Annotated in this window: 5 protein-coding genes; 4 read left to right on the top strand and 1 reads right to left on the bottom strand. The window is 73.3% G+C overall.

Translation table 11 applies throughout. From position 1 onward, the window contains the following. Window positions 1-224: 224 nt before the first annotated feature. Window positions 225-1,457 carry an exodeoxyribonuclease VII large subunit gene (xseA, locus tag H0488_RS22500; RefSeq protein WP_183101431.1) on the top strand — a complete coding sequence of 411 codons (1,233 nt, stop codon included), beginning with the start codon at window positions 225-227 and terminating at the stop codon, window positions 1,455-1,457. Further along, on the top strand, window positions 1,454-1,678 hold the full coding sequence (locus H0488_RS22495; RefSeq protein WP_183101430.1) for an exodeoxyribonuclease VII small subunit: 225 nt from the start codon (window positions 1,454-1,456) through the stop codon (window positions 1,676-1,678). The genes xseA and H0488_RS22495 overlap by 4 nt, the downstream gene beginning before the upstream one ends. A gap of 195 nt (window positions 1,679-1,873) precedes the next feature. Here the strand turns inward: H0488_RS22495 and H0488_RS22490 are convergent, their stop codons facing one another. After that, window positions 1,874-2,443: a DUF4245 family protein gene (locus H0488_RS22490; RefSeq protein WP_183101429.1), complete on the bottom strand. Its 570-nt coding sequence runs from the start codon at window positions 2,441-2,443 to the stop codon at window positions 1,874-1,876. 124 nt (window positions 2,444-2,567) lie between these two features. Between H0488_RS22490 and H0488_RS22485 the strand changes: the two genes are divergently transcribed. Together H0488_RS22485 and H0488_RS22480 are read left to right on the top strand one after the other, a co-directional pair. Further along, window positions 2,568-2,966, top strand: a complete 399-nt coding sequence (locus tag H0488_RS22485) for a TOBE domain-containing protein (protein WP_183101428.1) — start codon at window positions 2,568-2,570, stop codon at window positions 2,964-2,966. After that, a partial coding sequence (locus H0488_RS22480; RefSeq protein WP_183101427.1) for a molybdate ABC transporter substrate-binding protein occupies window positions 2,963-3,270 on the top strand: 308 nt, incomplete at its 3' end. The genes H0488_RS22485 and H0488_RS22480, both read left to right, overlap by 4 nt.

The following is a 3,270-nucleotide window of genomic DNA, read 5'->3' as shown; positions in this document are numbered from 1 at the left end:
CGCCGGGACCGTACGACGTCGCCAGCAGCACCGGCCTCAGCAGCCGGCTGAGGGCGACGGCTGCGTTGGCCGCGCTCCCGCCCGGGCGCTCGACGACTGCCCCGTCGGCCGTCTCGACGACGTCGACCAGCGCCTCGCCGACCACGAGCGCGACGCCGTCCATGACCTCACTCTGCCTGCTGCAGCCAAGGCACCGCCATGCCCCTCTCCCATAGGGTCGGGCCGTGGCCCTGGAGACCTCCCTCGAGAAGCCGGCACCGGTCCGGTCGATCGCCAACGCGATCGCCGGCTGGATCGACCGGCTCGGCGTGGTGTGGGTCGAGGGCCAGGTGGCGCAGGTGAGTCGCCGCCCCGGGGTCGGCACCGTCTTCATGACGCTGCGCGACTCGGTCGCCGACATCTCGGTCCCTGTCACCTGCTCCCGGGTGCTGTTCGACGGGCTGCAGCCGCCGCTGGTGGAGGGCGCGAGCGTCGTGATCCAGGCGAAGCCGTCGTACTACGCCAACCGCGGCACCCTCTCCCTCTACGCCCGCGACATCCGGATGGTCGGACTCGGCGAGCTGCTGGCGAGGCTGGAGCAGCGGCGACAGCTGCTGGCCGCGGAGGGGCTGTTCGCCCAGGAGCGCAAGCGCCGGCTGCCGTTCCTGCCCGGACGCGTCGGCCTGGTCACCGCCCCGCGGTCGGCGGCCGAGAAGGACGTCGTCGAGCACGCCACCCGCCGCTGGCCCGGCGTCGCGTTCGAGATCGTCTACGCCGCGATGCAGGGCCCACGTTCGGCGCTCGAGGTGATCGAGGCGGTCGAGCGGCTCGACGGGCGGGCCGACGTCGACGTCATCGTGATCGCCCGCGGCGGGGGTTCGGTCGAGGACCTGCTGCCCTTCTCCGACGAGGGCCTGATCCGCGCGGTGGCCAAGGCCCGCACACCTGTCGTCTCCGCGATCGGCCACGAGCCCGACACCCCGCTGCTCGACCTGGTCGCCGACGCCCGGGCCTCCACACCGACCGACGCGGCGAAGCTGATCGTCCCCGACGTCGCGACCGAGACGACCGGCATCGCCCACGCCCGCGACCGGCTGCGCCGCGCAGTGGCGACCCAGGTCACCCGTGAGCAGGCCGGTCTCGACGCCCTCCGGTCGCGTCCGGCGCTCGCCGACCCCCGCACCCTGCTCGACCGCCGCCACGACGAGCTGGCCGGTCTGTGCGACCGGATGCGGCGCACCCTGGGCCACCGGCTCGACCGGGCGGCCGACGACATCGACCACCACCGGGCCCGCGCCCGCGCGCTGTCCCCCCTCGCAACCCTGCAGCGCGGCTATGCCGTGCTCCAGGACGACGCCGGCCACGTCGTCACCTCCGCCGCCGGCGTCGCGGCCGGGGCACCGATGAGCGTCCGCGTCGCCGACGGCCGGATCCACGTGACCACCACCCGCTCCGAGCTGATCGAGGATGCACCATGACGACCGAGTCCACCGAGTCCGCCGCCGACGACCGCCCCTCCTACGAAGAGGCGCGCGAGGAGCTGGTCGAGGTCGTCCGTCGCCTCGAGGCCGGGGGCACCACCCTCGAGGAGTCGCTGGCGCTCTGGGAGCGCGGCGAGCAGCTGGCGACGATCTGCCAGGAGTGGCTCGACGGCGCCCGCGCCCGACTCGACGCCGTGCTCGGCGACGACGAGGACTGACCCCCGCCGCCGGTTCAGATGCGAGGAGCGCTAGCTCCCGCCGCTGGTCGAGGTGCGAGGAGCGCTAGCCCCCCGCCGCTGGTTGAGGTGCGAGGAGCGCGAGCTCCCCGCCGCTGGTTGAGGTGCGAGGAGCGCGAGCCCCCCGCCGCTGGTTGAGGTGCGAGGAGCGCTAGCGACGAGCCTCGAAACCAAGGCTCACTCTGCGGCGAGCGGCTCCGTCGACAGCCGGTCGATGAGGTCCTGCATCTCCTCGGGCGACGCCGAGCCGTAGACCAGCACCGTCTCGCCGCCCACCTCGGACACGTACGCCGTGTCGCCGTCCTCGTCCTCGTAGCCCTGCCAGGCCTCGGCCACCGACCCGCGCACCGTGTAGATGTCGGTCGGCGACAGGTCGCCGACGACGTACTCGCGCAGCATGTCGGCCTCGGGTTCGTCGTCCTGCCGGATGCCGACGAAGTCCTCGTCGTCCTCGGTCAGCAGGTTCATCTCGAACGCCGGCTTCTCGCCGGGCACGACCTGGTAGCCGGTCGGCGTCCAACCGTCCGGGAGCGACGCGGGGTAGACCGGGGAGAACCCCGCGTCCTGCGCCTCGCCGATGATCGGGAGGTAGTCGACCCGTTCGGGGTCGATCTCCACGTCGGGCCGGAACAGCCCGAGGAACCAGATCAGGCCGCCGACCACGACCACCGTCAGCACCAGCGCGGCGGCCAGCCCGCCGACGGATCGCTGGTACCTGCCGGGGCTGCCCACGCTCGACGTACTCATAGCGGCACCATCTTCACAGCCGGAGGCGAGAGCGGCGACGCCGGTCCACTCCCGGCCAGCACCCTGATCCGCAGATGCGGGCGAATAGTTGCAGAATCATCCGCATGTGCGGAACACTCGTCGGGTGGGTGACTACCGGATCGCGGAGGCAGCCGAGGTGCTCGGCGTCAGCGACGACACCGTACGACGCTGGGTCGACGCCGGGCGCCTGGCGAGCACGACCCGCGACGGCCGCGCCGTCATCCCCGGCGCCGACCTCGCGGCGCTGGCCGCGTCCCTGGTCGACGAGGCCGAGCGGGACCGGACCCGCGCCGGCTCCGTCAGCGCGCGTAACCGGATGACCGGGATCGTCACCCGGGTCGTCACGGACACCGTGATGGCGCAGATCGAGATGGTCTGCGGCCCCTATCGCGTGGTGTCGCTGATGAGCGCCGAGGCCGCGACCGAGCTGGGGCTCGAGCCGGGTGTGCGGGCGATCGCGTCGATCAAGTCGACCAACGTGGTCGTGGAGCGACCCCGATGACCACCCGCGGTCGTCGGCTCACCGCGGGCGCGCTGGCCGGCGCGCTGCTGCCCCTCGCCGGCTGCTCCGACGACGGGACGGTCACCCTGCGGGTGCTGGCCGCGGCCTCGCTGGTCGATGCGTTCGACGCCCTGGCCGAGGACTTCGAGGCCGCCCACGACGGCGTGGACGTCGAGGTGATCACCGGCTCCTCGACCGACCTCGCCGAGCAGGCAGCCGACGGAGCGCCCGGTGACGTGCTCGCCACCGCCGACGAGGCGTCGATGGAGACGGCCGCCGAGGCGGTCGCCGGGTACGACGGGTT

Origin of the sequence: Nocardioides pelophilus (genome assembly GCF_014180685.1) — a bacterium.
GTDB classification, from domain to species: Bacteria; Actinomycetota; Actinomycetes; order Propionibacteriales; family Nocardioidaceae; genus Nocardioides; species Nocardioides pelophilus.
Note: the sequence above shows the minus strand (reverse complement) of the source record. Positions and strands in the feature narration are given on the sequence as shown.